The sequence below is a fragment of the Lysinibacillus sp. CD3-6 genome, from assembly GCF_006351725.2.
Classification (GTDB): domain Bacteria; phylum Bacillota; class Bacilli; order Bacillales_A; family Planococcaceae; genus Lysinibacillus.
Map to the genome: position 1 here is coordinate 3,010,245 of NZ_CP085880.1, position 21,767 is coordinate 3,032,011.

Here is a 21,767-nt window from a genome sequence, read left to right on the forward strand (position 1 = left end):
AAAGCCTTTTCATTATGCTGATATATAACAACGATGAGTTAATAAACGGAATATTCCTTTTTTTCTTTAAATTTTCTAGTAGTTGTTTGCGCTGAATTTAACTTGCACGTCATTTGCGCCTTCCCACTCTGTTTTTACTAGATAAATAATCTCATTTGCTTGTGATTTTGATAACTCTTCCGCCATAACTGTGACAGAAACTTTCTCACCTTCCGCTCTAACAAAAGCATCGGAATAGCCTAATGATTTAATAAGCATTTCAAGCATTGCCTCTGCCGATTCCTGTTTAATTAAACCGTCAATTTCATTAAAGGCTTCATTTTTTTCTTCAGCAGTATATTCTTCTGAACCAATTTTTTGTGTTAGCTGTTGACGTAATTGACTTCTTTCATCACTAACTTGCATACGCATTTCTTCAAATAAGTGACTTGGAGACAATACTTCTTGCGTTGCATCTTGATTCGTTGCCTCCTGATCTGTAACACCTGTAATCGCTGTTTGCTGTAATGTATCATCTGTAAAAATTGTTAAGCCATTAAATTGTTTTGCAGGATCAACCAAATAATAAACTGAAATTACTGCTACTAGACTTAATAATGTCATAAACCAAACTGTTCTTCTACGTACGCGCATTTACTTTTCCTCCTTATTTTCCATTGGAACGATAATAATTCGATGAATAGGTAATTGCATCACTTGACTGACGACAGCACGTATTTCATTTTTGACAAAAATATCTGATGCACCTTCTGAAACAATTAGCATTCCTGTTACATCCTTCGTACTTTGGTCAGTCCCTCGAAAATACTGGCTAAATAGTTTATTTTCATCCTTCGCATCTGTCATCTCTCCGTAATAAAAATATACTTTTACCTCCCCAACGCCTTGCATAGCCTTAAGCGTTTGCTCAAGTTTTTCTTCATTCGTATTCGGTGTTACTTGGTCATTTGTTGAATTCGTTTGATACATAGGTAACACGATGAAAATTCCTACGGAGGCAGCAATAAGCATTAATACAATAAATGACGTTGTTTTTTTTCGTACCTTTTCCACATCACTTCTACATTGCCTCCTTTCATCATCTCTTTTTCAAGTGTATGTACGCTTGTTTCCTCCTATGAATTGATAAATGGAATCTTTAATAGCATTTGCAAAAATACTAACGTAATGACAAGTTTTGTTAGCGAAATTATTTGTTGGTCATCAGTTAGAAATACGAATAATTGACAAATAAAGAGCAACGCCAATAAAAGAATCAATCTATCTCCCCCCAACCATCACTTGCACGAAAACGATAAGGAAAAAACAAGAAAACATAAATGAAAAAGCAATTAGAAATGATACTGCACATAAAGTAAATAGAGATTTACTAACATGATCGAGTAATTTACAAATATCATCAAAAGCAATCGGTTCTAAAATAGCTGCTAATAGTTTCAACGAGTATGCACTCACTACGAGCTGGACAGTGGGAATAAACGATACTGTAATAACTGCTATAAAGGCACTGATACTACTAATGGATGTAGAAAATTGAGTCATATGCTGAAACATCGAAAAACTATCAACAATAAAGGAACCGACTACTGGAATATTTTCTTCAATTAATTTTTTTACTGGCTCAGCAACAGCTTTATTAACACTAAATGCTGCAACTCCGCTTGCCGACATTAAAATGATGTAGCAAATAACGGATGCTGAAACGATACTCATAATGGTAAAACGGATTAACTCTGCAATTCTTGTAAAAGATATTTCTTTGACAATGACACTACATACATCAAAAACGATGGCAAAAAGCACACCTGGGATAAGCCATTTACTACTAATAATCGTGAGGACTTGTACAAAAAAAAGCAAAAAAGGCTGCCAAGAAGCAATAGCAGTGATGCTGCTAGATAACAAAAAACTTGAAGTAAGAATGGGATAAAATGCCGTAAATATATGTGAAAGTCCTTTTGCAATTTCATCAATTAGTTGAAATGAATTGACGACTACAGGCCCTATAGTTGCTAACACAATAAGAAAAAAAAGTATTCTTGTCCCTTTTTCAAATTCTGGTATGATCATGTTAACAATCAAAAAAATGATGACATAGCCACACAATATAAGCGTCATCTTGAGCAAGAGAAAAAATGGATCGATTAAAAATGAAATGAGTTGCTCCTGCACCAGCCTCGCCCCTTAGTTTAACCTTTGTAAAATAGCGGACACCCCCTGTAAAACATCCAAAAATTCTTTAAACCAATACAACAAAATAACAATTTTTACAGCATCGAAAACAATACTGCCGAGAATTTTATAGCTATTCTCCACTAATAACATAGACACCCATTGCCCTACATAAAAAAGGCTAGCACTCATCACTATGGCTTTTGCATATGGCAAAAATGTAAGCATTCCGAGTAATTGTTTAATAAATGGCAACAGGAGTGTCGTAAACAAAAGACTGAACAACAAAAACGAAAACATAACACTTATTAGCGCGTGGAGTGGCTGTATGACTTCTTTTATAAGCAACAATAAAAGCAGCATGACAACAGCAACAATGACAATTTCCATTTACTTACCCAGATGAGGTCAACCACTGGAAGAATGTTAATATTTCAGTGAAAAATAGACGTAGAAATCTGAGTAATTCTGCTGTCATATATAAGTAGGCAATGAAAAATAAGAAAAATGAAAATTCTTTCTTCCCTGTTTGATCAAAAAAAACATGAAGAAGCGCTACTACTAGTCCCACTCCAGCGACTCTTAATACGTCCTGTAATTCCATTCATACGCCCCCTCGTGTACAGCAATATATGTCGCTCTCCCAAAAAAAAGAACAGTGCCAGTCACTCAAACAATTCAGAATTGTTTGAGTGACTGGCACCTATACTAATTTTTCAATGATAGCTTTCACTGTACCTGGTTCCACTAGATGACTATTTTCACCCATCCACATCGATAAATATTGAGCATTTCCTTGCAATGTACTTTCTTTACGAATAGTAGATGTTAAATAATGTTGTAATGGATATGGAGCTACGACAGCACCCTTCATTTGTTCTGTAAAATGATTGGCTAAGCCACGTGCCGCTTTGCCAGTAAATGCATACGTTATAGTCGTCTGATGTGCCTTCGACTGTAATATAGCATTTTTATATAGCGGTGATATTTCACATTCATCGGCAACTAATAATGCTGTACCTATTTGTACCGCCTGTGCACCACCTGCTAATGCGCGCTTTACATCTTCTTTTGAGATAATGCCACCAGCTACTATGATTGGAATTGCAATTTTGCCCGCTACTTGCTGTAATAAATCTTCCCGAGCAATTAATTGGAGTGGTTCAATGAAAGACCCGCGGTGGCCACCAGCCTCGCCACCTTGTAATACGACTGCATCCATACCCGCTTGTTCAACATGAATAGCTTCTTCTAACGTAGTAGCAGTGCCAATGACATATACACCGTTGTCTTTTAGACGTTGAATAACCGCTGACGATGGGATGCCAAATGTAAATGAACAAACGGCTACCTGCTCTTCCAGTACTGCCTGTAATTGCCCTTCAAACACTTCGTTAGACGTCACGCTTTGTACAGGTGATAATCCTAACTCATCATAGTATGGCTGCAACGCCATACGTGCTTTGTGGAGCACTTCTATATCAATACGTGGCTCTTCCTGAACAAATAAATTGACCGCAAAAGGTTTATTGGTAAGCTTTTTCACTTCTTTTATAAAGTCTCTAGTTTGCTCTCCATTTAAATAGCCCGCTCCAATGGACCCTAAAATACCTTCCTCTGCACAAGCTGCAACAAATTTCGGTGTCGTCACGCCTGCCATCGGTGCTTGAATTATTGGATATTGCATCTCAAATTTTTTTAACATTGCTTTCACCTCTTATCTGTATTGTAAACGTTATTTAGCCAGAAGACCTGCAAATTTTTTACATATTTTTGTATTTTGTGATAATAGATGAAAAAAACCTACTCTTTATGAAAAGAGTAGGTTCAATAAATAGCACTTATGCGCGTGATACGTATGAAGCTTCTGTAGTGTTGATAATTAACACATCACCTTGGTTAACGAAAAATGGAACTTGAACAATAAGACCAGTTTGAAGTGTTGCAGGTTTTGTACCACCTGAAGCTGTATCACCTTTAATACCTGGTTCTGTTTCTGTTACTTCTAATTCAACCGTGTTTGGTAATTCTACACCTAGCATTTCGCCTTGGTAAGATTGGATGTGTACTTCCATGTTTTCTTTTAGGAATTTTAATTCATATTCAATCGCAGCTGAAGCTAGTTCAGTTTGCTCATATGATTCTAAATCCATAAATACATGCTCATCACCTTGAGCATATAAATATTGCATTTTACGGTTATCAATTTGTGCTTTTTCTACTTTTTCACCAGCACGGAATGTTTTCTCATTCACAGAACCGTTACGTAAGTTACGTAATTTAGAACGCACGAATGCAGCACCTTTACCTGGCTTAACGTGTTGGAAATCTAACACGCGGTATAATTGGCCATCAACAATAATTGTTAGACCTGTACGGAAATCGTTTACTGAAATCATTTGTGTTCCTCCATTGTTTATAAAATGATGAGTTCTTTAGTCGAATGTGTTAGCAGTTCATTACCTGACTCAGTGATTAAAATATCGTCCTCGATACGTACACCACCAACTCCTGGTACATAAACACCTGGTTCTATCGTTACAGCCATCCCCGGTTCTAATACCGTTTCAGAACGCTTCGATAAGCCAGGGCCTTCATGTACTTCAAGACCAATACCATGTCCTAAAGAATGACCAAATGCCTCACCATAGCCTTTTTCTGTTAAATAGTCACGTGCAATTGCATCTGCCTGAATACCCGTTAAACCAGGTCCAACTTTTTCAAGTGATAAAAGTTGCGATGCAAGTACTGTATTATACATTTCTACTAATTTTTCAGATGGCTCACCAACTGCCACTGTACGTGTTATATCCGAAATATAGCCATTGTATAGTGCACCAAAATCTAATGTGACAAAGTCGCCTTTTTCAATAACCTTATTCGTAGCAACACCATGTGGTAGTGCTGAGCGAAGACCAGACGCTACAATTGTATCAAATGAGGACTGTGTTGCTCCTTGTTGTCGCATGAAAAACTCTAATTCATTCGAAACTTCAAGCTCTGTTTTACCTGGCTTGATGAAGTCTAAAATATGTGTAAATGCGTGATCTGCAATTTCACACGCAACCTTAATAATATTAATCTCTTGTTCAGTCTTAATCAAGCGAATTTTTTCAATTAATCCAGAAACGGGTATTAAATCAGCTTGAATCACATTTTTATATAACTCATATGTTCCAAAGCTTACAGTATCTTTCTCAAATCCCAATGATTTAATACTCATTGCTTTGACTTGTGTCGCAATTTCTTCTAGGAGCGTTACTTCGTGTTGTACAATACGGAAATCTTGTATTTGCGCAGCTGCTTGCTCAGTATATCGGAAGTCAGTAATAAATACAGCATCATTTTGTGACACGATTGCCACTCCTGCTGTACCTGTAAACCCTGTCATGTATCGACGGTTGTACTCGTTTGTAATTAAAATGCCATCGATGTTTTTTTCTTGAAGTGTTTTACGAAGCTTTTGTAATTTCAACATAATTATTTCTCCCTCTCAATAAAAGTGCGTAATGCTAGTTCATAGCCTTTCGTACCAAGTCCACTAATTTGGCCAAGGCAGGCTGGTGCAAGATAGGAATGATGGCGAAAAGCCTCACGTTTGTGAATATTGGAAATATGTACTTCAATAACTGGTACGGCAACTCCTGCAATTGCATCATGTAATGCTACACTTGTATGGGTATATGCACCTGGATTAAAGATAATACCATCATACTTTTCATCCTCTGCTTCGTGTACCCAATCAACAAGAACACCCTCGTGATTCGATTGACGAAACTCGACTGTCGCACCAAGAGAAGCCGCGAGATTTTGAACATTATTCTTTACATCTTCTAGTGTTTCATGACCGTATATATGGGGCTCACGTTTCCCTAGACGATTTAAGTTTGGTCCATTCAAACATAATAACTTCACGCAGTATTCGCCTCTTTCTATGTACTTGTTTTTTATTTTATCATACCAAATGCATACAGCAACTAATTTCCTTTTTGTGCTGTATGCTCTTTCTGATGAAAATTAGCTGTTTCAAGTAAAAAGCGAAGAAGACAAATTACGACAACGATGAAAGGAATAGATACTTTTTTAAACGATGTCGATTGCATTGGTAAATCCAACAAGAACCATTCTAATGTGATTGTTACAATTAGTCCTAGTAAAAAAGAAGTCAATACTGCTGGTATAATATGCGTATATCGTAAAGTCATATATAAAAAGAAACCTACTACAAATAGTGCTAATGTTAGAAAACTCCAATGAAATAATTTGGAGCTATCCTCAAACAATTCCCACTTCTTATAAAAACCTATTGGATTCCAAGAAATTAAATGAAAAAAATGAAGTCCTTTTAAACTTATCGCTAAAACAATCGCATAAACAACTGAAGTAATTAAGCCTACCTTCATATTAATACCTCCTATTTTGACCTTTGTGCATGCGAGCATTGCAGCATGATCCTTAACACAATGGCTCGTAGTGTTATATCATTGTACACATACAAAGCAATCTTTCTGAAAATACAAAATTACACAATAAGTGTAACCATATAGAAAATTTACTATGCGTACCTCTAGAGGTTTTTCGCTAAATTTAGTACAATGGTACAGTTGAAATATATAAAGAGAGTGGTGTTAGCCTTGAGCAATTCACCTGTTTACGGGGGACAAGCACAATTAGAAGGTGTGATGTTCGGAGGAAAGGAACATACGATTACTGCCATTCGCCGTAACGATGATTCCATTGATTATTATCATTATAAAAAGGTTCAAAAACCGATTCTGCAAAAGCTAAAAAAAATCCCATTCGTACGTGGTGTTGTTGCACTTATCGAATCAGCAGGTTTAGGTTCACGCCATATGCAATTTTCAGGGGATCGTTATGACGTTACACCAGGCGAAGAAGCTGAAAATGTAGAAGAAGGCGGCTCAAAGTTACAAATGATTTTAGGCGTTGCCGTTGTCGGCATTCTTTCCTTTCTATTTGGAAAATTCGCCTTTACTTTAATTCCAGTATTTATTGCCGATTTCTTTTCTAGATGGATTGATGGTAAAGTAGGCCAAGTCCTTCTGGAAAGTGGCATTAAACTACTTCTTTTGCTTACCTATTTATACTTTATTTCTTTAACACCGATTATTAAACGCGTTTTCCAATATCACGGTGCCGAGCATAAAGTAATCAATTGCTATGAAGCAGGTATGGATATTACTGTAAAAAATGTACAAGCGCAATCTCGTTTACATTATCGTTGTGGTAGTAGCTTTATGTTATTCACTGTATTCGTTGGTATGTTTTTGTATTTCTTCGTACCAACAGATCCTCTGTGGTTACGAATTGTAGACCGTATTTTATTAATTCCCGTTGTTTTAGGGGTATCATTTGAAGTATTACAGGCAACAAATGCATGCCGTAACATTCCTTTGTTACGATACTTAGGCTATCCTGGCCTATGGCTACAATTATTAACAACAAGAGAGCCTCAGGACGAACAAGTGGAAGTAGCAATTGCATCTTTCAATATGTTACTCCAAGTCGAACAGCAACCTGAAATTGCTGCTACATTAAATCACGACTAGCATAATAAAAACGCACAATGCGCTGATTTCTATAGCATTGTGCGTTTTACATTTTTTATACCTTAAATGCCTTTTATAAAGACTGAACAGCATTTAATTGCTGCTTTGCACATTCATATTCCTCTTGTAATGTCGTAATAATTTCAAGGACTGACTCGCGTTTTTCAATATTTGTGACACCATGCCCTGCTGACCAAATATCACGCCAAGCCTTCACATTTACAAGGTGTGTTAAATCAATATCTTCCCTCGGCTTTAAGGTCGTCGGGTCAATCCCTTCCTTTAATAAAGATGGAATTAACACATTCACATGAACCCCACTGAACGCATCTGTATATAAAACATCATCTGTTTTGCTGTCGATAATCATCTTTTTATAATCCTCTGGAGCATTCCCTTCATGACAAGCGATAAATCGCGTTCCTAAATATGCATAGTCCGCACCAATAATTTGCGCTGCCAAAACATCGGCACCACTTGAAAGAGACCCTGATAATATAATTGTTCCATTAAAGAATTTCTTAACGGCCGACACAAAGCCAAATGGATTTAATTGCCCACCATGTCCACCTGCCCCTGCACAGACAAGAATTAAGCCGTCCACACCTGTAGCGGCTGATTTCTCCGCATGCTTAACGTTTGCTACATCAGCATATACTTTACCGCCATAGCGATGGACAATGTCGATGACCCTTTTCGGATTACCAAGTGATGTAATAACAATCGGCGGCTCAAATTCCTCAATTAACTGCAAATCTTCCTCAAAACGTGCATTCGCTACTGGATGACAAATAAAATTGACTGCCCACAGCTCCGTTGGTAATGCTTCTTTAATTTCTTGTAACCATTCGGCGCAAGTTGACGCAGGTCTTGCATTTAATAACGGAAACGAGCCAATAGCCCCCGCTCGACTAGCCTCAATGACCATCGCTGGATTTGATACTAAAAACATCGGTGCTACAATAATTGGTAATCGTGACATATACTCTCCCCCTTTTTATTAAATATTCTATTAATATCATAAAATCCCTACTTTACGAACTAATTTTATAAATCTTCCTTTTCGAAAATTGATCCGTTATAAGAATAAGTCGTGTACATAAAAAAATGCCTATCCACCTCATTTGACGGATAGACACTTTAAGTTAGTTAAATATAAGTAACTCTTCTGCAACAGTTTTTAAATATTCTTCCTCAAACATCACATAATATTTTCCATCTATCATGTCATCTCTAGTTCCAGCACTTAAAGATAAAGATTCAATTGATTTAATTTCTATGTTTTGCTCTAACAATTGATCGAGTGGTAGATTAGTTTCAATTTGAGATAGCAGTTCTTTTAATTGTTCTTCTGGCATTTCATTTTCCATTTTATTACTAACTGCATGAATGAGATGCAAGAGGTTTTCTTCACTTAAATTTCTTCCATCTGTAGCCGCCATCATTAATGCCACAACCTCTTCCCCATTTAACCGATTGGTTCCTTTTTGAAAATCAAATGCCACACTCGTTATAGCTCGTACTCGAGTATCTTCCTGTAAGTCGTAATCTATACCATTCACATCATGTATGAATGTGGAAAAGGTTTCTAAATCTATAACAGCATAATAATCAATTGGTAAATTAAATAGTTTTGACACTGTTGCTTTTACATTTTCTGCCCCTCCCAAACCGTAGGCATACGCAAATAACAATTTATCGTTCGAAGTTGTTCCATCCATGTTTTTTATCGGTGCATACGTAGCGCTTGGAATAGATAAAACTTTCATCATCTTTTTATTTTTACTATATGTAAGTAACAGATTAAGTGGTATTCTGTTATCCTCCGTTTTTGCCTTCACAGTAATGAGCGTAGTTAAAATGGCATCATCCTGATAGGCATCCCCACTAATATCACTTTTGTTAAGCTCGTTTTGAACATTTCCAGTTCCAACAAAAATCGATGGAATAAATAAAAATAAACATAAGCCTATTGCTAATAATGAAACTGTAAGTGGCGCGAGTCTTTTTGCGGAAGAAAAAAGAGATTTCTTTTGCATTTTATCTTTCTTCTCCAGTGTACGAATTTGTTCAAATACTACATGTCGGTCTTCTTGTGTAAATATTAATTCTTTTTCGGAAGTCTTATAAAATTTTTCTCTTACATGTTTATCTTCCATTCAACTCTGCCTCCTTTATCATCGTCTCTAACCTCTGTTTTGCCCGTCTTAATCTCGTTTTTACTGTATTTACTGGAATATCTAAAATATCAGCAATTTCCTCTGTCTTTAACGACTCATAATAGTATAAATAAACGACTTCACGATACACTTTCGGAAGAGAAAAGATTGTATCTTTAATTTCCTCATTATGATATTTATCAATAACAGTTTTTTCGGTAGATGGGTATATTGACTTTGCAGTTTCTTGTATAAAACTTTTTACTTGCACCATTTTACAATGCCAACTTTTTAAATAATCTTTACATTCGTTAATTGTTATACGATAGAGCCATGTTTTTATTTGTGAATCAAATCGAAAGGAATCTAAATTTTTGTAGCATTTAATAAACGTATTTTGCACTAAATCCTTAGCAGTCTCCGAATCTTTCACATAAGAAAATGCCAATCGTACCAGCTCATTCCCATACTCAATCATTACTTTTTCTAGTAAAAAATCTTTTTCATCTTTCTCCACTCTACTACCCTCCCTTTCAACTAACTTCAAATTCTGCTATTAGACGACTAACAAATTTAAATAGGTTCAATTTCCAAAAAAATATTTATTTTATAAGCTTTTTCTTTTTCTTGAAAAACTTCCTTATAATTATAACTGACATAAAAAAACTTGTATCTTAGATTACAAATCATAGACACAAGCAAATTGTTTATCCTATTCTTTTATCTATAAGAGTTCCTTGTAATTTACCAAAGAACATTGAGTTGCATATGCTAACTGTTCGTTTTAGATTTTGAGTAACTTTTTACTAATTGCTTTCAATCACCAAAAGCAAATAGAATTTCTGCTTCACATGCCAGCTCCCCGTCCACTGTAGCGATACCTTTTGCTTTTCCAATAGGACCTTTTAATCGCGTGATTTCAACCTCGAGACGGAGTTGATCTCCAGGCTTTACTTGCCGTTTGAAACGACAGTTATCTACTCCTGCTAACAGCCCTAATCGTCCTTGATTGCCTGCTTTAGTTAACATTACAACAGCACTTACCTGAGCTAATGCTTCTACAATTAAAACACCAGGCATAACAGGGTAATGAGGGAAGTGCCCATTAAAAAAATTCTCATTTATAGTTACATTTTTCATTCCAACGGCACGTTTTCCTTCTTCTAATTCCAAAATCCTATCAACTAAAAGAAATGGATAACGATGTTTAATAATTTCTTTTATTTTTTGAGTATCGTACATTATTAAATCCCCCATCACAATGTAATTCATATCCTAAACATTAATTTTATCACTAGATACTAATAGTTGATACTATAATATTTTTATCTTCCATACATCACTATTCTAAATCTACAGCGATGCGTACTAAACAATCGAGGACTTTAGTTTTTCCACACTTCCCTTACGAAGGCCATTGCACGCTCAATAGTTGAGATATTCTTATTGTGCCAACTTTCACCCATTTCTCTTACCAATGAGTGAATAAACCCAATTTTACTAACAATTATTACATAATCCAGTAATACATTTATAACACCATCATTTAATCCCAACTCTTGTAAATCCATAACTAAATCTACATCATCTTTAGAAACAACAACACCTTTATGTTTAAGATACTCAATTGGTGTCAACGATTTAACCTGTTTTATATACCATTCGTCGGAGCTCATTCCCATTTTTGCTTTAAATTCTTCTTCTCCTTTTGCTTCCCATTCCTCAATTGTAATCCCATGTACTTCTTGAAATCGTTCTTCGGTCGTCTTACCGTATATTACTTTGCCTTTTATTTTCTTATATCTCTTATCACGACTCATGCTATTTCACCCCTTTTAAATCATCGCACTCGTTAATTCAAAAAGTACATACTTTATTTAATATAAGTTAACAATACACTTTAATTAGGGAAAAATCGTAGAGAGGTGTATTGAAGAAAATGAAAAAGATAGTACTTGTTTTTATACTCTCACTTGTTCTCATTACTTCTTTTCAAACAACAACCGTTTCATCAGCAGAACCAACGCAAGATTCTGATCAGCTAAGATTACAGGATATGCTCATGTTAATGCTTAGTCCTTATATTGAAAAAGATTTAAATCGCTATTATTATCCAAAAATTTTAAAGGATTTTTCACCTGCTGTCACTCCTTGGAAAATCGAAGTGTTAGAAACGAGTAGAGTAAATGGTTTCCGAGGATTTAAATTGCAAATTACATTTGAAATCGAACCAACCGATGGTGGCCAGTAGATTCCAGTTGGGAAAGATCGAATGACCTATGAAATTTCTGCTGGACCAGAAATTACATTGATAAAACACACCCACCTAAAGACGTATAAATATCCACCACAATAATTTAAAATTGTTATCGAACTTTGTACAACTACCCTTCCCCAAAAGTATAAGAAGAACAGCAATGCTTATTAATACATTGTGCGCTATTATGGAATTTCAAAAAATTTAAGTCGACTGCATACATACGTTGGTTTGCAGTAAACTATATTATAAAAGGCTCAAATGATTTTATGCTTTATTACATTAGTTTGGCTCTGCAACAGTTGGGTACTATAAGAATAAAAGGAAGGAGAGATACGATGTTTGATCAAATTGCGTATTTTATATTTCAAGCCTTGTTAGTTTTAACGGTTTTGGTTGTAGTGATTGGAATACCGCTTGGCGATACACTGATTAGAAAAAAATAAAACTGCATCTAACTGGATGCAGTTTTTTATGAGGGGTTTTGTCTGTAAAATTCGTCAGGATGAGCAATTTCATTTTCAACAAAAAATCGCGCTGAGCTTTGAATCATTTCTATAAAGTCAGCATCGGTTAATGTAATGTTATTTTTTATCAAACGATTTAATTTTATTGATTCTATACTTCCAATGACTTTTGTTTCTTCTGTTAATACATTATATTGAACACGCATATATGTCTTTCCATCATATGTAACATAAGCAGTGACCTGACTGTTTTCCAAATTAATAAGAGGGTACTCTACTTTTATTCCACTAGAAACAAAGAGAGCTTTACAAGACATACACTTACGAATATAAAAAATTGCTGAAATAGCGCATGCGATACCCATTATCCTAGTTATATTACACAACGAACGCTTCATGTCTTCGCCCCTCAACTATGTAGAAACCTAGTTTCTTAGTTCTGTCTATAATCATAACATTAATTACCAATAAAAAAATCACCTCACCCCTAATTATGTTTAGAGGTAAGATGATTCCACAAAGCTTTTATATCAATTCTTCAATTTACAAACCGCATTTTAATTGTGCACCACAGTTTGTACATGTGTTACAGCCACCCATTTCTTCGACTGTTCCTTTTCGACATACTGGGCATGTGTTTCCTACATCCGAGCCAATTACAGTTGTAGACTCAAGCGCTTGAATCGTATCAACTAATACAACTGGACGTTTTGTGTGCTCTTCGACTAATTCTTCTTCAAATGATAACTGATCCATATCATTTTCTTCTGCTTTTAGTGTAAGCACTTGTGAATCACGGCTACCATCAACATAGACCGTCCCGCCTTTAGCGCCACCTTTATATAAGCGCTCGTACACTTTTTCTACTTGTTCAACTGTATAGCCTTTTGGAGCATTCACTGTTTTAGAAATTGATGAGTCAATCCATTTTTGAATAATGCATTGCACATCTGCATGCGCTTCTGGTTTTAATTCCATTGCCGTAACAAACCATTCAGGCAATTTATCTTCTGAAGCTTCTGGATGGCGGTCTAAGTATTCTTGAACAATTTCCGCTTTTACTTCAATAAATTTACCTAATCGGCCAGAACGATAATAAGTAAATGAGAAATACGGTTCTAGACCTGTAGCTACGCCTACCATTGTTCCTGTAGATCCTGTTGGCGCAACCGTTAGTAAATGTGAGTTACGAATACCTGTTGCTAAAATTTGCTCTTTGATGTGTGCAGGCATTTTTTGCATGAAGCCTGTTTCAGTGAACGCTTTGCGTAAACGGGCCGTTTCTTCCTCTGTCGCTCCAACTAAGAATGGGAAGCTACCACGTTCTTTTGCAAGCTCTGTCGAAGCTTCATATGCCGTTTCTGCAATTGTTTTAAAGATTTCATCTACAAGTGCATTACCCGCATCTGAGCCATATTCTTTTTCACAATAAATAAGTAAATCCGCTAAGCCCATTACCCCTAAACCGACACGGCGCTCACCAAGAGCTTGTACTCGGTTTTCTTCTAGGAAGTAAGGTGTTGCATCAATAACATTATCCTGCATACGAACACCAACACGAACTGTTTCACGTAATGCTTCATAATCGACTGTTTGGTGTTCTTTATCCGCAAACTGAGCTAAGTTGACAGCAGCTAAGTTACAAACTGAATATGGTGCTAGTGGTTGTTCCCCACATGGGTTAGTTGCTACAACACTTTGACCATAAGCTTTAGCATTTGTCATATCGTTAGCATTGTCGATAAAGAAAATACCTGGCTCTGCAGAGTATGTTGCACAGACGTTGATGAGGTTCCAAAGCTCTTTTGCCTTAATCGTACGATATGTGCGTACTTTGTAACCCATCTTCTCCCATTCACGTACATCTCCAACTTTATGCCATTCACTGTTGTAAATAGCCATTTCTTCTTTTGAATATTCTTCAACGGCTGGGAAACGAAGCTCGAAGTCAGCATCTGCTTCAACAGCTGCCATAAATTCTTTTGTTAACGTTACAGAGATGTTCGCACCTGTTAAAAACTCTGGGTTATGAACTGTGTACGTACCACCATCACGTAATTTATTTTCTGCTTCACGGATAATTCCACTGTCGAATCCGCCTAATCCCTCTATACCTTTATAATTAACAATGCCCTGATACATCGCTTCTTCTTGCGTTGTAAGCGGCTTAAAGTTTAATTTTTCTTTCGCTAGACGAATAATCGTCTCATCTGCTGTATTTTCCATTAAGTATCGTAGAATACGTGGATTTTGCATTTTTGAAATAATAAATTCCACGATATCAGGATGCCAATCTGCCAGCATAATCATTTGTGCCCCACGCTTTTTGTTACAAAAAAGTATATTAAAATACTTTTATGATGTGGTCATTTCTGCCACATTCTTATGCTTTCACATAAGATCAGACTATATCATCAAAGAAGGATTTGATTTTTTCATATTTGCGATTGAGTCGTATAGAGCCATACTTATATAACTGTTGCGCAATCTTTTTCACATCATCTTTACGAGTAATGTATAAGTCTACACAACCTTGTTTCGGATAAAGTTTATGGACTGATAAAGCTAGCTGGTTATTATGAAGAAATTGTAGCAATGACAGGAGCATATGACTATTTCCTGTAAACCCCAGTCTTCCACGATTTGATATATGACCATCTGCATCAAAAAAAACTCTTAAATACGCCCACTGTAAATCTTCTCTTCCAAAATTAATCCAACGTTCAAAACCTGTTTTTCGTGGTGTAATCCCTAATTTAATTAAATCATTACACATTTCTGTTGAATTGATTGGTAAAGCATATTTATTTTGCTCATTTGGCGCTGTGCTTGGTCGGAATTTCATTGCTTCCAACATACATAATTCTTTAGCGATATCATCTAGTAGTTGTCGATCTTGCTCTGCGAGTGATAACACAAGGCGTTTAGATTTCCCACGATCAAAAATCGTTCCATCACCTGTAATATAACCTACTAAATAAGCCTTATTCGCTGTATCTACTTGTTTAAAGTAGTGTTCATTATAACGATATTTCTTATTTTTCAGCTTACCAGCTTCACCAGGTGTTCTCGGTTTAAAAAGTTCTAATTCTTTATTCCATCTAAGAATCGTTCCTCTTCCTATACAAAGCGTTTTCGCAATATCTACTTGGCTCATTCCATGCTCATGTAACTCAATTATCTCTTTAATCAATCGTTCTTTGTCTCGCGCCTCGTAAGGACGTCTCCGTACATTACGATTTACTTCTTCCATGCTCCCACCTCCAAAGTGGCATATAAGTTTAGGAAGGTTCAATAGTCGTTGAACGTTCATCTGCATTTCCACAGATGCTTCGCTGCTGATTGCCCAATCTTTTCTTTTTTTAGCATTCACGTTTAACTTCACAGTTTACGTTGTAGCAAGAAAAGCTCTCAGGGTGTTCCAGCAATTCACGAGATTTTAATCCCGCCGTTTTGGTTAACGGGATCCACCTTGCTCGACAAGGTGAGTCAGTTTTGCAATGTCATCTAGCCATGATACGGAACCTGAAGATTTACCGTTCACACCACGTGCTAACGTATTGCGAGGGCGTAGTGTTGAACCATTCGTTCCTACACCACCACCACGGCTCATAATTTCCATTACTTGCTTACGGTGATCACTAATCCCTTCGCGTGAATCCGCAACGAACGGCATTACATAGCAATTGAAGAAGGTTACATCTGTTTCAGAACCTGCTCCATAAATGACACGGCCAGCTGGTACAAATTTCAATGATACAAGCTGTTTATAAAATTTCTCAAACCATTCTTGGCGTTTTTCGGCTGTTTTTTCAACTGAAGCAAGCCCTGTTGCATTTCGTTTTGCGATTTGCTCATAAAAAATTTCAAGAGGCTTTTCTAGCACGTCAATTGAACGTGTGATCACACCTGTTTCTTGCTCTTTTGGATCATCTAATGCGCTACGGTAGTCTTCCTCAATCAAAATGTCTGCTGTTTTTGTAGACATATCAATATGTTGTATTGTTCCTAAACCACGAGCAGGGAATTTTGGATCTGCCTTCACCGTTAATACGACGAAATCACCAGCTTTTAATGTTTTCTTTTCCGTATCTTTAAACGAGTAGCGATCGATCATTACAAGTCTTGATACACCTTTATGCGTAATGTGCATATCAGGCGTAACAGGGTGAACCTGTGGGAATTGCTCAATATCTTTGTTTAACTGTTCAATTTGTTTGTTTACATCGGGTTGATGATTTGTGAGTACCATCGTTTTGCCTCCCTTATTTTAAGCCTTACAATAATAAATACACAATATCATGTGTTGGTAAACACTACATATTGTGTATGTTGCTTTTAAAAAGATACTATATATAGTTTTTTAATTCAACTCTTGCAATTTTAAGTAGAATGGTTACTGCTTGCCATTACAAGGTTTAAACGATAAAAAAATATTTTTCTTATACCATATTTTACTTTTTAAAGTTCCAATCATCATGTGCATATTTTTTTTCCTCTAAATCACGCACATAATTTAATTGCTCCTCAGAAAGTGTAAATGGTTTTAATTCAATTTGCAACGATTTTGCAAAGCCATCTCGGAAAGCAGTTACACATTGTTCAATAGAAACAGGTTTTTGAACAAGACTATTAATAGCAACCGCCTTCTCTGGTAGTTTTTTTCGCATACGCTCTTTTGCTTCTTCACTAGAAAAATTAAATACAGATAATAATTTCTCTTCATCTAAATCAAGTAAAATCGCACCATGCTGTAAAATAACACCTTTTTGACGCGTTTGTGCACTACCTGCTATTTTTTTGCCTTCTACGACAAGCTCATACCAACTTGGTGCATCAAAGCATACGGCACTTTTTGGCTGTTTCAAATCTGCCTTCTTTTCTTCTGTATCAGGTACGCTAAAATACGCATCCATTCCTAAATTATGAAAGCCCTCTAATATACCTTCACTTAGTACGCGATACGCTTCTGTCACTGATTCAGGCATATTAGGATAGCTTTCAGTAACAATTACGCTATATGTCAATTCATGTTCATGTAAAACTGCTCGACCGCCTGTTGGTCGACGAACAAAACCTATTCCTTGTTCACGTAACGCATCTAAATTAATATCTCTCTTCGCTTGTTGAAAATAACCAATCGACAATGTCGCTGGCTCCCACTCGTAAAAACGAATGACAGGAGGAATTAATCCCTCACTATGCCAATCAAGCAATGCCTCATCTAGTGCCATATTAAAAGAAGGACTACATTTTCCTGAATTTAGAAAATACCAAGTTGTCATTACGTCATCTCCTACATCTATAGATCATTTCTAGCCACAATCTAGTTAATTTTATCAAACTCATTGGACTATCGCTAGCGCATCTTTTATAATAATAAAGAAGATAGAAAGGGGTAAGAAGAAATTGGATATACTTATCACAATTGGTGTTATTTTAGTAGTTCTAATTGCATATATCGCTATTAATGCAATGCGTCTAAAAAAAGCCGTAACCAACTTAACTCAAGAACAATTTATTGAAGGCTACCGTAAAGCGCAACTAATCGATGTGCGTGAACAAAAAGAATTTGATGCAGGTCATATTCTTGGTGCTCGTAACGTTCCTTCTACAGCATTACGTCAACGTCATAAAGAAATCCGCCCAGATTTACCAGTATACTTATACTGTCAAAATACAGGTCGTAGTGCGCGTGCTGCTCTTTTCCTAAAAAAACGTGGTTACAATCAAATCTACCAGCTTGATGGCGGCTTCCGTAATTGGACTGGTAAAATTAAAACAAAAAAATAATAATCACTGCGAACTTTATAAGGTAAAAGTGACTATTTTCAATAGTACCATTCTCCGTAAAGCAAGTATGTTGTATAAATCGACAGCAATACTTATTTTCGCACAAAAAGAATCCATTCCAATTGCATTGGTAATGGATTCTTTTTGCTAATATCCAGAGTTTCTTCTATATAATAGTAGTTGTCTAACGACTAATCATATTGTTTAGCTTTCTCATTTTCTTTATCACAATATAAATAGTAGCATGTTAAACTGCTCTAATGCAGTGTCCCGTCCATATAGCAAAAAGAGATTTTTGGCGTATATATGAATTTTCTGCCCCCTCCATACTTGCTATACCCTTCCCCATTACAAAAAACAGTATGTCCAAAATAACTAACTTTCGTAACAAATTTATCAGCATAAACTTAATTCTTCTTTTTTGAAGAAAACTACTGAAATTTTCCCTTGAATTAATTGCTAGGCATTGATAGGATAAATAATATCTTAAAATAATGTATAGATTAAAGCTATGAATGCTATGGATCAAACTATAGCAGGAGCATTTCTGGAGAGAGCGCAATTTGCGTCGCCGAAGGGTTCACTATCTCAGGCAAAAGGACAGAGGAGTAATATAAACTTTCATCACGAAAGCTATACCACACGAATGTTGAATTTATTTTAAACTAACCGAACTTTCGAACATGGTAATTGTTATTCTGACGTTTACGAGACTAGTGTCGCTACTAGTCTCTTTTTATTTTCCAGTCACAGCTTCTACGCATCTTATGGGGGAATGAACGTGGAACAACAACAATTAAAACGTGAATTAAAAAATCGCCATGTGCAGCTTATTGCGATTGGCGGTACAATTGGTACAGGTTTATTTTTAGGAGCAGGTAAAGCGATTGCTTTAGCAGGACCATCTATTATTTTAGCCTATCTTATCGTCGGCACTGCTTTATTTTTCGTTATGCGAGCGCTAGGAGAACTGTTATTATCGAATGCTGGCTATACGTCATTTACAGATTTCGCTACAGAGTACATCGGCTCTTGGGCAGGATATGTCACTGGCTGGACCTATTGGTTTTGCTGGATTATGACTGCAATGGCTGATATTATTGCCGTCGGTGTCTACATACAATATTGGTTTAATATCCCTCAATGGGTGCCTGCAATTGGCTGTTTAGTCCTTTTATTATTTTTAAATTTATTGACTGTAAAACTATTTGGGGAACTCGAATTTTGGTTTGCTCTTATTAAAGTGGTTACAATTGTTGCGCTTATAATTATTGGATTATTCATGCTATTTACTGGATTCCAAACAAGCTCTGGAACAGTATCCGTGGAAAACCTCTGGGCACATGGTGGGCTCTTCCCTAACGGTATATATGGCTTCCTAATGGCATTCCAAATGGTTGTCTTCGCTTTTGTTGGGGTAGAATTAGTTGGTGTTTCTGCTGCTGAAACCGCAGATCCTCAAAAAAACATTCCATCTGCAATCAATAAAATTCCACTCCGAATTTTATTGTTTTATGTAGGGGCATTAGTAATCATCTTATGCATCAACCCTTGGTATGAAATGTCTGGAACAAGCAGTCCCTTCGTACAAGTTTTTACATTAGCTGGTATACCTATTGCAGCAGGTATTATTAATTTTGTCGTATTGACATCTGCCGCATCAGCAGGCAATAGTGGTTTATTTTCGACAAGTCGCATGCTGTATAATCTTGGTCGCAATAAACAAGCATCCGCTTCATTTGCAAAGCTAAATAAAAATAGTGTACCAAGTAATGCACTTATCATTTCTGCTATCGTTGTATCAGTGGGTGCATTACTAAGTAAGTTCATGCCAGAAAACGCCTTTAGCGTCGTGACAACAATTAGTGCAATTTGTTTTATTTGGGTATGGAGTATTATTTTAATCTCTCATATCATTTATAAACGTAAAAATCGCGCCCTACATGAAGCGTCAATTTTCAAAGCACCATTAACACCATTTGTGAACTATTTAGTACTCGCTTTCTTCGCGTTTTTATTAGTTGTTATGTTGATTTCCGAAGAAACAAGAACCGCTCTTTTACTAACACCTATCTGGTTTATCGGTCTTTTCATTCTATACAAACGCAAAAATCGCCAACAATAAACCACATATCCACAGCAAAGACGCAATCTAACCATTACGTCTTTGCTTTCATTATTACAGTTCCCCAATTTTATCTAGCTCTACAATTTGTAGTAGTCTTCTCTCTTGCATACTTAATGTTTCCCTATACTATTATTTATCAAAAAGTAACTTCCTTTTTAGACTGATTAATAGGAAGAAAAAACAGTATAATTTCATTTATTTTTATATTGAAAATCTTTAGTTATTTTTTTATAATGTCACTAAGAAATTGGTAGCACATGTTTGAATAGTTGATTTATGTAGGTGTGGTGCAAAATTATGCGAATTTGATATTCAAACATCCACTATTAATACAAAGGGGTAAAGACAATGAAAATGAAAAATCTATTGATTACATTACTTAGTGTTGTCATTGTATTTTTCATAATAAGCTTAGTCCAAGCAAGAATAACATGGCCATTACTACAAATATTAATGATCATCGGTTTTATTATCAATCTATGTATGTCTTTATTGTCTGAAAAGGAAAAAATACAGTAAATATTAAAGGGTGTTTATAAGTTTCATATTTAAAGTCCATTCATTTTGTAGTGAGTATTAATTTGAGTAAAATTATTTCATGAATAGGAGAGATTTTAATGTTGAAGAAAAAACTATCTTTTATATTAACTACTTTACTATTAATGTTTAGTATAATAATTTTGCCACACAATACTGCAGTAGCTACAAATTTAACATTAGACGATGTAAGTTATATAGTTACTGAATATTTAAAACTAGATGAAATTAGCGAAAAAGTTTTCATTGAAAGAGAGCAAGAATTAAAAGCACGAATCGGTGATTATTATTTTAATGAATTGGTTCAAACCATGGAAAAACTAAATCAAGTTATCGCTAGTCCAGAAGGTAAAAAGCTGAAGGATGATATGCTAAATCAAGCAAATACAACTGTTGTGATGGCAAGAATTAGTGGATGTGGGGCAGCCGCTCTTGCAGCTACAGCACATACAACAGCATTTACAGGACTTATGACACTTGCAGGTGTTAGCGGTCCAGTAGGATGGGCTCTCGGTGCTGCTATTGGAGCAGTGTGGTTAGGAGCCTCCGCAGCAGGTGGATGTTTAAATTAATATAATAGCCTTTTAGTAGATTGTGAAACTATGTTTCAATTCTGGTGCTTTTTAGTGAAAACTTTCACTCCGCACGCATTCAAATCAAGTTTGGCATAACTCAATGAAACAC

General features: G+C 35.9%; 24 protein-coding genes, 2 pseudogenes and 1 riboswitch. Of the genes and pseudogenes, 5 read left to right on the forward strand and 21 right to left on the reverse strand.

All coding sequences use genetic code 11. The features are described 5' to 3' along the window. Positions 1–75: 75 nt before the first annotated feature. The 11 genes from FH508_RS14955 to FH508_RS15005 all read right to left on the reverse strand — a co-directional run bounded on the left by FH508_RS14955 (position 76) and on the right by FH508_RS15005 (position 6,575). Positions 76–633, reverse strand: a complete 558-nt coding sequence (locus tag FH508_RS14955) for a SpoIIIAH-like family protein (protein WP_173479063.1) — start codon at positions 631–633, stop codon at positions 76–78. Further along, complete coding sequence (locus FH508_RS14960; protein WP_173479064.1) at positions 634–1,053, reverse strand: hypothetical protein; 420 nt, start codon at positions 1,051–1,053, stop codon at positions 634–636. Between the two features lie 62 nt (positions 1,054–1,115). Next, positions 1,116–1,259 (reverse strand): hypothetical protein, encoded by a 144-nt coding sequence (locus FH508_RS14965; protein WP_173479065.1) that lies wholly within the window; start codon positions 1,257–1,259, stop codon positions 1,116–1,118. Position 1,260: 1 nt separating this feature from the next. Next, positions 1,261–2,172, reverse strand: a complete 912-nt coding sequence (locus FH508_RS14970) for a stage III sporulation protein AE (RefSeq protein WP_173479066.1) — start codon at positions 2,170–2,172, stop codon at positions 1,261–1,263. 12 nt (positions 2,173–2,184) lie between these two features. Then, a complete protein-coding gene (locus tag FH508_RS14975) occupies positions 2,185–2,562 on the reverse strand; it encodes a hypothetical protein (protein ID WP_173479067.1) in 378 nt (125 codons plus the stop codon). A gap of 4 nt (positions 2,563–2,566) precedes the next feature. Then, positions 2,567–2,776, reverse strand: coding sequence for a hypothetical protein (locus tag FH508_RS14980; RefSeq protein ID WP_008179863.1), 210 nt, complete (start codon positions 2,774–2,776; stop codon positions 2,567–2,569). Between the two features lie 99 nt (positions 2,777–2,875). Further along, positions 2,876–3,877, reverse strand: coding sequence for an NAD(P)H-dependent flavin oxidoreductase (locus FH508_RS14985; RefSeq protein WP_173479068.1), 1,002 nt, complete (start codon positions 3,875–3,877; stop codon positions 2,876–2,878). Between the two features lie 136 nt (positions 3,878–4,013). Next, the gene (efp, locus tag FH508_RS14990) at positions 4,014–4,571 is read right to left on the reverse strand and encodes an elongation factor P (RefSeq protein WP_173479069.1); all 558 of its coding nucleotides are present in this window, start codon (positions 4,569–4,571) and stop codon (positions 4,014–4,016) included. A 17-nt stretch (positions 4,572–4,588) separates the two neighbouring features. Continuing rightward, positions 4,589–5,650, reverse strand: coding sequence for a M24 family metallopeptidase (locus tag FH508_RS14995; protein ID WP_173479070.1), 1,062 nt, complete (start codon positions 5,648–5,650; stop codon positions 4,589–4,591). 2 nt (positions 5,651–5,652) lie between these two features. Then, entirely contained in the window at positions 5,653–6,087 is a 435-nt protein-coding gene (gene aroQ, locus FH508_RS15000) for a type II 3-dehydroquinate dehydratase (RefSeq protein WP_173479071.1), read from the reverse strand. A gap of 62 nt (positions 6,088–6,149) precedes the next feature. After that, positions 6,150–6,575, reverse strand: a complete 426-nt coding sequence (locus FH508_RS15005) for a hypothetical protein (protein WP_173479072.1) — start codon at positions 6,573–6,575, stop codon at positions 6,150–6,152. Positions 6,576–6,767: 192 nt separating this feature from the next. Between FH508_RS15005 and FH508_RS15010 the strand changes: the two genes are divergently transcribed. Next, on the forward strand, positions 6,768–7,742 hold the full coding sequence (locus FH508_RS15010) for a DUF1385 domain-containing protein (RefSeq protein ID WP_173479073.1): 975 nt from the start codon (positions 6,768–6,770) through the stop codon (positions 7,740–7,742). A gap of 73 nt (positions 7,743–7,815) precedes the next feature. Here the strand turns inward: FH508_RS15010 and FH508_RS15015 are convergent, their stop codons facing one another. From FH508_RS15015 to FH508_RS15035, 5 genes are all read right to left on the reverse strand, one after another. Then, entirely contained in the window at positions 7,816–8,724 is a 909-nt protein-coding gene (locus FH508_RS15015) for an NAD(P)H-dependent flavin oxidoreductase (RefSeq protein ID WP_173479074.1), read from the reverse strand. Between the two features lie 163 nt (positions 8,725–8,887). Beyond that, positions 8,888–9,901, reverse strand: coding sequence for an LCP family protein (locus FH508_RS15020; RefSeq protein WP_173479075.1), 1,014 nt, complete (start codon positions 9,899–9,901; stop codon positions 8,888–8,890). Beyond that, positions 9,891–10,418 carry a sigma-70 family RNA polymerase sigma factor gene (locus tag FH508_RS15025; protein WP_173479076.1) on the reverse strand — a complete coding sequence of 176 codons (528 nt, stop codon included), beginning with the start codon at positions 10,416–10,418 and terminating at the stop codon, positions 9,891–9,893. Before FH508_RS15025 ends, FH508_RS15020 begins: the two co-directional genes overlap by 11 nt. Before the next feature lie 299 nt (positions 10,419–10,717). Continuing rightward, entirely contained in the window at positions 10,718–11,143 is a 426-nt protein-coding gene (gene fabZ, locus FH508_RS15030) for a 3-hydroxyacyl-ACP dehydratase FabZ (protein WP_173479077.1), read from the reverse strand. A gap of 143 nt (positions 11,144–11,286) precedes the next feature. Continuing rightward, positions 11,287–11,721 (reverse strand): DnaD domain protein, encoded by a 435-nt coding sequence (locus FH508_RS15035; RefSeq protein WP_173479078.1) that lies wholly within the window; start codon positions 11,719–11,721, stop codon positions 11,287–11,289. Positions 11,722–11,840: 119 nt separating this feature from the next. On the opposite strand from FH508_RS15035, the gene FH508_RS15040 reads away from it, so the two are divergent. Beyond that, the gene (locus FH508_RS15040) at positions 11,841–12,152 is read left to right on the forward strand and encodes a DUF3888 domain-containing protein (protein WP_228134086.1); all 312 of its coding nucleotides are present in this window, start codon (positions 11,841–11,843) and stop codon (positions 12,150–12,152) included. Positions 12,153–12,630: 478 nt separating this feature from the next. Here FH508_RS15040 and FH508_RS15045 read toward each other — a convergent pair whose 3' ends face one another. The 5 genes and pseudogenes from FH508_RS15045 to FH508_RS15065 all read right to left on the reverse strand — a co-directional run bounded on the left by FH508_RS15045 (position 12,631) and on the right by FH508_RS15065 (position 17,910). Next, complete coding sequence (locus tag FH508_RS15045) at positions 12,631–13,023, reverse strand: hypothetical protein (protein WP_173479079.1); 393 nt, start codon at positions 13,021–13,023, stop codon at positions 12,631–12,633. Between the two features lie 145 nt (positions 13,024–13,168). Further along, a pseudogene (locus FH508_RS15050) lies at positions 13,169–14,950 on the reverse strand (vitamin B12-dependent ribonucleotide reductase); the annotation flags it as partial. Positions 14,951–15,026: 76 nt separating this feature from the next. Further along, the gene (locus FH508_RS15055) at positions 15,027–15,878 is read right to left on the reverse strand and encodes a helix-turn-helix domain-containing protein (protein ID WP_173479081.1); all 852 of its coding nucleotides are present in this window, start codon (positions 15,876–15,878) and stop codon (positions 15,027–15,029) included. 207 nt (positions 15,879–16,085) lie between these two features. After that, a pseudogene (locus tag FH508_RS15060) lies at positions 16,086–16,877 on the reverse strand (ribonucleotide reductase N-terminal alpha domain-containing protein); the annotation flags it as partial. A 202-nt stretch (positions 16,878–17,079) separates the two neighbouring features. Next, positions 17,080–17,910, reverse strand: a complete 831-nt coding sequence (locus FH508_RS15065) for a lipoate--protein ligase family protein (RefSeq protein ID WP_173479083.1) — start codon at positions 17,908–17,910, stop codon at positions 17,080–17,082. A gap of 124 nt (positions 17,911–18,034) precedes the next feature. On the opposite strand from FH508_RS15065, the gene FH508_RS15070 reads away from it, so the two are divergent. The 3 genes from FH508_RS15070 (at position 18,035) to FH508_RS15080 (ending at position 21,655) form a co-directional block, all read left to right on the forward strand. Continuing rightward, positions 18,035–18,418 carry a rhodanese-like domain-containing protein gene (locus FH508_RS15070; RefSeq protein WP_173479084.1) on the forward strand — a complete coding sequence of 128 codons (384 nt, stop codon included), beginning with the start codon at positions 18,035–18,037 and terminating at the stop codon, positions 18,416–18,418. A gap of 537 nt (positions 18,419–18,955) precedes the next feature. Continuing rightward, positions 18,956–19,032: riboswitch (glycine riboswitch) on the forward strand. A 167-nt stretch (positions 19,033–19,199) separates the two neighbouring features. Continuing rightward, positions 19,200–20,543, forward strand: coding sequence for an amino acid permease (locus FH508_RS15075; protein WP_173479085.1), 1,344 nt, complete (start codon positions 19,200–19,202; stop codon positions 20,541–20,543). 620 nt (positions 20,544–21,163) lie between these two features. Continuing rightward, a complete protein-coding gene (locus FH508_RS15080; protein ID WP_228134087.1) occupies positions 21,164–21,655 on the forward strand; it encodes a hypothetical protein in 492 nt (163 codons plus the stop codon). Positions 21,656–21,767: the final 112 nt, after the last annotated feature.